Origin of the sequence: Xanthomonas sp. NCPPB 1067 (genome assembly GCF_020783795.1) — a bacterium.
GTDB classification, from domain to species: Bacteria; Pseudomonadota; Gammaproteobacteria; order Xanthomonadales; family Xanthomonadaceae; genus Xanthomonas; species Xanthomonas melonis.
Map to the genome: position 1 here is coordinate 1 of NZ_JAJGQG010000056.1, position 4,350 is coordinate 4,350.

4 protein-coding genes and 1 pseudogene are annotated in these 4,350 nt (G+C 62.5%); 3 read left to right on the forward strand and 2 right to left on the reverse strand.

What is annotated here, in order from left to right; translation table 11 throughout:
- Window positions 1-71: 71 nt before the first annotated feature.
- From LL962_RS20625 to LL962_RS20635, 3 genes and pseudogenes are all read left to right on the forward strand, one after another.
- Window positions 72-1,199, forward strand: a pseudogene (locus LL962_RS20625) (XVIPCD domain-containing protein); the annotation flags it as partial.
- Window positions 1,200-1,586: 387 nt separating this feature from the next.
- A complete protein-coding gene (locus tag LL962_RS20630; RefSeq protein ID WP_228318257.1) occupies window positions 1,587-1,808 on the forward strand; it encodes an XAC0095 family protein in 222 nt (73 codons plus the stop codon).
- Window positions 1,809-2,000: 192 nt separating this feature from the next.
- Window positions 2,001-3,164 carry an MFS transporter gene (locus LL962_RS20635; RefSeq protein WP_228318258.1) on the forward strand — a complete coding sequence of 388 codons (1,164 nt, stop codon included), beginning with the start codon at window positions 2,001-2,003 and terminating at the stop codon, window positions 3,162-3,164.
- A 102-nt stretch (window positions 3,165-3,266) separates the two neighbouring features.
- On the opposite strand, the gene LL962_RS20640 is transcribed toward LL962_RS20635, so the two are convergent.
- Window positions 3,267-3,599, reverse strand: coding sequence for a winged helix-turn-helix transcriptional regulator (locus LL962_RS20640; RefSeq protein WP_228318259.1), 333 nt, complete (start codon window positions 3,597-3,599; stop codon window positions 3,267-3,269).
- Between the two features lie 7 nt (window positions 3,600-3,606).
- The gene (locus LL962_RS20645; RefSeq protein ID WP_228318260.1) at window positions 3,607-4,158 is read right to left on the reverse strand and encodes a hypothetical protein; all 552 of its coding nucleotides are present in this window, start codon (window positions 4,156-4,158) and stop codon (window positions 3,607-3,609) included.
- Between the last annotated feature and the right edge of the window lie 192 nt (window positions 4,159-4,350).

The window sequence follows — 4,350 nt, forward strand, 5'->3', positions numbered from 1 at the left end:
AAGCGTGGGTCTGGTTGACCGAAGCGAGGTTGCTGCTTCGCCGGTTAGTAACTTGATTATGTAAACACCCTCTTAGAGACTACATTCAAGCAGGGCGTGAGGACGAAGCCAAAGCCGAGATTGCTGGGTGGAACGCGTTATTGAGTCGAGAGAAGCAGGCAAACCCTGCTGCCAATGGTCTGGATGTGATGCTCGCCACCAAGCTCGATAGGACACTTGATTTCGTTGAGCAGGATAAAACGTCTAGTTCCTTGAAAGCACTGCCTAAGCCTGGTCTTTCCTTCAATCAAGACGGCAGTCTCTCTCAGACGTCGGGCAACATTGCCGCAATGGGTCAGCACTACTTCGATCGACCCTCCCCGCTCTACGCACAGCCTGGCCAGCGCCCGGTGGGTATTGGCGAGCATCGCAATCAGGCAGGCCAGCTGCAGCCGACGGCGGACTATGCCAACTACTACGGCACCTGGGGAATCGAGCAGATCCTGCAGGCAGAAGATCGTGCAAACGTATTGCATCAGGGCGCGCGGCCGCGTGTCACCATCGACATGGCTGCGCTGGGATTGAAGGAACACCTGATTGAGAACGAAGGCCTAGACCGCGGGCAGAACAAGGCACCGTTTCCCTACCACGACAGCAGCACCACTCCGCCGACGCTGCACCATTTCGATCATACGCAGAGTGGCAGCGTGAATCCCGCGCACGACCATACCTACGTGCCCGTCGTCCCCAGCGCGCCTGCGACGATTCGCCCACGTGGGCCCGACGATCCTGCGCACCCGGACCACACCATGCTTGAGCAGATCCGTAGCGGTGTCCGCAAGATCGACGACAGCGTGGGCAAGCCCTACGACGAGATGAGCGAGCGCGTGAGCCGCTGCCTGCTGGCGGCCTGCGAGGACAACCGCGATGCCTATCCGGGTGTGGGCGAGCGCTCGCTGGCTGACAACGCGTTGAGCCGGGTGGACCATGTGGTGATGGGCAAGACCGGTCACCTCTTTGCTGTGGAAGGCCGGCTGGACGATCCCGCGCACAAGCGGGTGCATGTGGAGATCGATCAGGCGATTCGCACGCCGGTCGAGCAATCGGACCACAAGCTGCTGGCTGCCAATCGGGCCGTCGCCCAGGAAGCCGCGCTCGCCCAACAACAGGAGCTGGCGCGGGGAATGCACGAGCCGGGTCATCTTGCTCCAACGCGGTAGGCCAATGGATCGTCGCATCAACGCGACAGCAAGTACACCGCCATCTTTCGCCAGTGCAAGACGCGCCAGCCGTCTTCGAAGAACCGTCACCATGGGCAGCGGGCAGATACCCATCGCCGTGCTGCTTGACCCCTGTGGAAGGCCGTCGCACACTCCTACCCGGAGCCTAGAAACTCCATACACACAGCGGTACCCACCTCCGAGATCCTGGTGGGTTTTTTGTGTCCGGCCGAAAGGCTTGGCACGGCTCGGCGTTTTCCTGCGCCGGGAGGGCGGCGAATACAATACCCGCAAGGGGAATAAGCCCGCCGGCTGTGTGCGGTTTCTAGCCTCCCGGCATCCCGCTGCGTTGTGCAGCGGGAGCTGCCACCTGGCAAGGAGAGCGGCATGCACGACGAACCCGGCTACTGGATGTCCGAAGGCACGCAATATCACCTGCTACGCGTCCGCGACCAACTGCGCCTGCTCGCCACCCTGGCCACACCGCGCACGCGCGAAGAAGGCGCCATGGGCATGCCGGCCATTCCACTGCAGCAGTGGGCGCATTGCCTGCAGCAACTGGCTGAGCAGGTCGATGACGTACTCGATGATCTGAGTGGCGCCCCATAGTCCTTCCGTGCACTCGCCATTTTGGCGTGCGGTCAACCGCCTCACGGGCTTCTGCCAAGTGGACCGAAGCACTGAAAAGCCACATGCGCCCCCACGTCTCCACGCAGCTTCAGGCATGATGTGGCGATGCGCACCGATCGGGCCGACTCCATGAGTTCCGCAATTACGACATCCAGACGCTCGAGCGCTGCGTTGGCGACGATTGTCGTGGCGCAGTTGTTCGGCACGTCGCTATGGTTCTCCGCCAATAGCGCGGCCGACGATGTGATGCGCCAATGGGACGTGGGTGCAGCAGCCATCGGCTGGCTGACCATGGCCACACAATTGGGTTTTATCGCAGGTACGTTGAGCTTTGCGATCAGCGGGTTGGCAGATCGGTTTGCAGCCAGCCGACTGTTTGCCTGCTGCGCGGTAGCGGGTGCGGCGTGCAACCTGGGCTTTGCGTTGTTCGCCAACAATGTGACCACCGGGATGGTTTGGCGCTTTGTGGTGGGCCTTTGCCTGGCGGGCATTTACCCGATCGGCATGAAGCTGGTGGTGCAGTGGGCGCCGCAGCATGCGGGCAAGGCGTTGGCGTGGCTGGTGGGCATGCTCACGCTGGGCACGGCGCTGCCGCAGGGCATCAAGGCGGTGGGTGGGTCACTGCCTTGGCAGACGCCGATGGTGGCGGCCTCGGTGCTGGCGGTGATTGCAGCGGTGATGATCCTGCGCCTGGGGCAGGCACCGGGTGCACCACCACAAGCGGGCGGCAGGCTGGCGTTCGGTGCGGTGTGGCAGGCGTTTGCGTTGAAGGACTTTCGTGCGGCCACGTTCGGCTATTTCGGCCACATGTGGGAGTTGTATGCGATGTGGACGCTGACGCCACTGCTGATTGCGCGCACGGGGTTGGCGCAAGCGCTGGGGGTGAGCGCGGCGACCTTGGCGTTTGTGGTGATCGCTGCTGGCGCAGCAGGCTGTGTGCTGGGTGGGCAGTTGAGTGCGCGCATCGGCAGCGCGCGCGTGGCGGCGTTCGCGATGGGGGTATCGGCGCTATGTTGCCTGGCATTTCCGTGGGTGGCTGCACAGACCGCGACTGCCGCGCTGGCGTTGATGGTGATCTGGGGTGCCAGCGTGGTGGCAGATTCACCGCAGTTCTCCGCCCTGGCTGCACGCGCATGCCCTGCCCCCATCGTCGGCAGTGCGTTATCGATACAGAACGCGATCGGTTTTGCGATAACGGTGGTTGCGATCGGGATTACGACACGGTTGATGGATCTACTGGGATTACAGATCGCCTGGGTGCTGCTTCCCGGGCCATTGCTTGGATTGATTGCGCTGATGCCGTTGTGGCGCAGGCGCCCTGGCACCTTGGCCTAGCGTGACATTGGCGCGGGCCTGCCGATACGGCAGCAGAAGTACGCGTGGCGCGGAGGCCTGGCCGTGCAGCCGGCATGTGGCATGCGGAGCAACACACCGCGCTCAGCTCGGTCGTTTGCGCGCCTCGCCCCAAGCCAGCATCGTATCCAGCGCAGGACACAGGGCCTGGCCCCAGGGCGTGAGCCGGTAGTCCACCTGCGGCGGGACCTGCGGGTAGACCGTGCGTCGCACCAGGCCGTCGCGTTCGAGCTGACGCAGCTGCTGGGCGAGCATCTTTTGCGAAATGCCGGGAACCAGGCCCTCCAGGTCGGAGTAGCGCTGTACTTGACCGTCGAACAGGTGGAACAGCAGCAGCAGTTTCCAACGGCCCTGGATGAGGGTGAGCAGGGCTTCGACATCGCAGGCGGCGGTGTCTGGTGTGTGCGGCTTTCCCATCGGTGCGTCACTTCCCTTGCGTGCGTTCTGATGGGCGGCGTAGCAGCTGCCGATGATGGCACACACGTTTTGCACTGGAGACCCCGCCATGACACTTGCCCTGCCCGATGCGGTTGCCTGCTTCTTTGCGGCCAGCAATAGCGGCGATGCGGCGTTGTTGCTGGCGCACCTGGCTGACGCTGTGGTGGTGCACGACGAAGGCCGCCAGCACTGCGGCACAGCGGACCTCCTTGCCGCTGGGATCGCGCACGCTCAGCACGTTGTTCATCATCGACCCGCGCTTGTTCAACCGCGGGAATGATTGGTCGAGCAGTTCTACCGGCTGGTCGCCATTATTCTGGGCGACGATGTGCAGACGCTTCACCTGCTCGCTGTGTGCAGGTTGCTCAAGCTGCAACTGCAGCCTACCGCCGCGAATGCGGCGTTGCTGGAGAGCAGTGTGGTGGTAATCAGTATTACAGCCCACGGCTTCATCAACGGTCTTTGTTTGTAGTGGGCGGCGCTTAGTCCGCTTCTGCCTGAATTCGGAACACCATGCCACCCAGTTCCGTGTCTTCACCAAAGGTCACTGTAACCGTAGTTGCTGTATTGCTGGCCTCAGAGAGAAAGGATAGGTTGACGCCATGCAGTCTCAGGCTTCTATCAAATGTTGTCGCGCTCGATAAGCAGGACACTGAACCGCCCCGGCTTTCCCGGAGGCCCCTTGGTTTGAGTCATGCCGACATGGCGGACTCGTTGGGTTGTTTGTGTT

Excerpts from the sequence above, each read along its gene's own strand:
- LL962_RS20630 (WP_228318257.1), top strand. The coding sequence starts at position 1,587 with ATGCACGACGAACCCGGCTACTGGATGTCCGAAGGCACGCAATATCAC.
- LL962_RS20640 (WP_228318259.1), bottom strand. The coding sequence starts at position 3,599 with ATGGGAAAGCCGCACACACCAGACACCGCCGCCTGCGATGTCGAAGCC.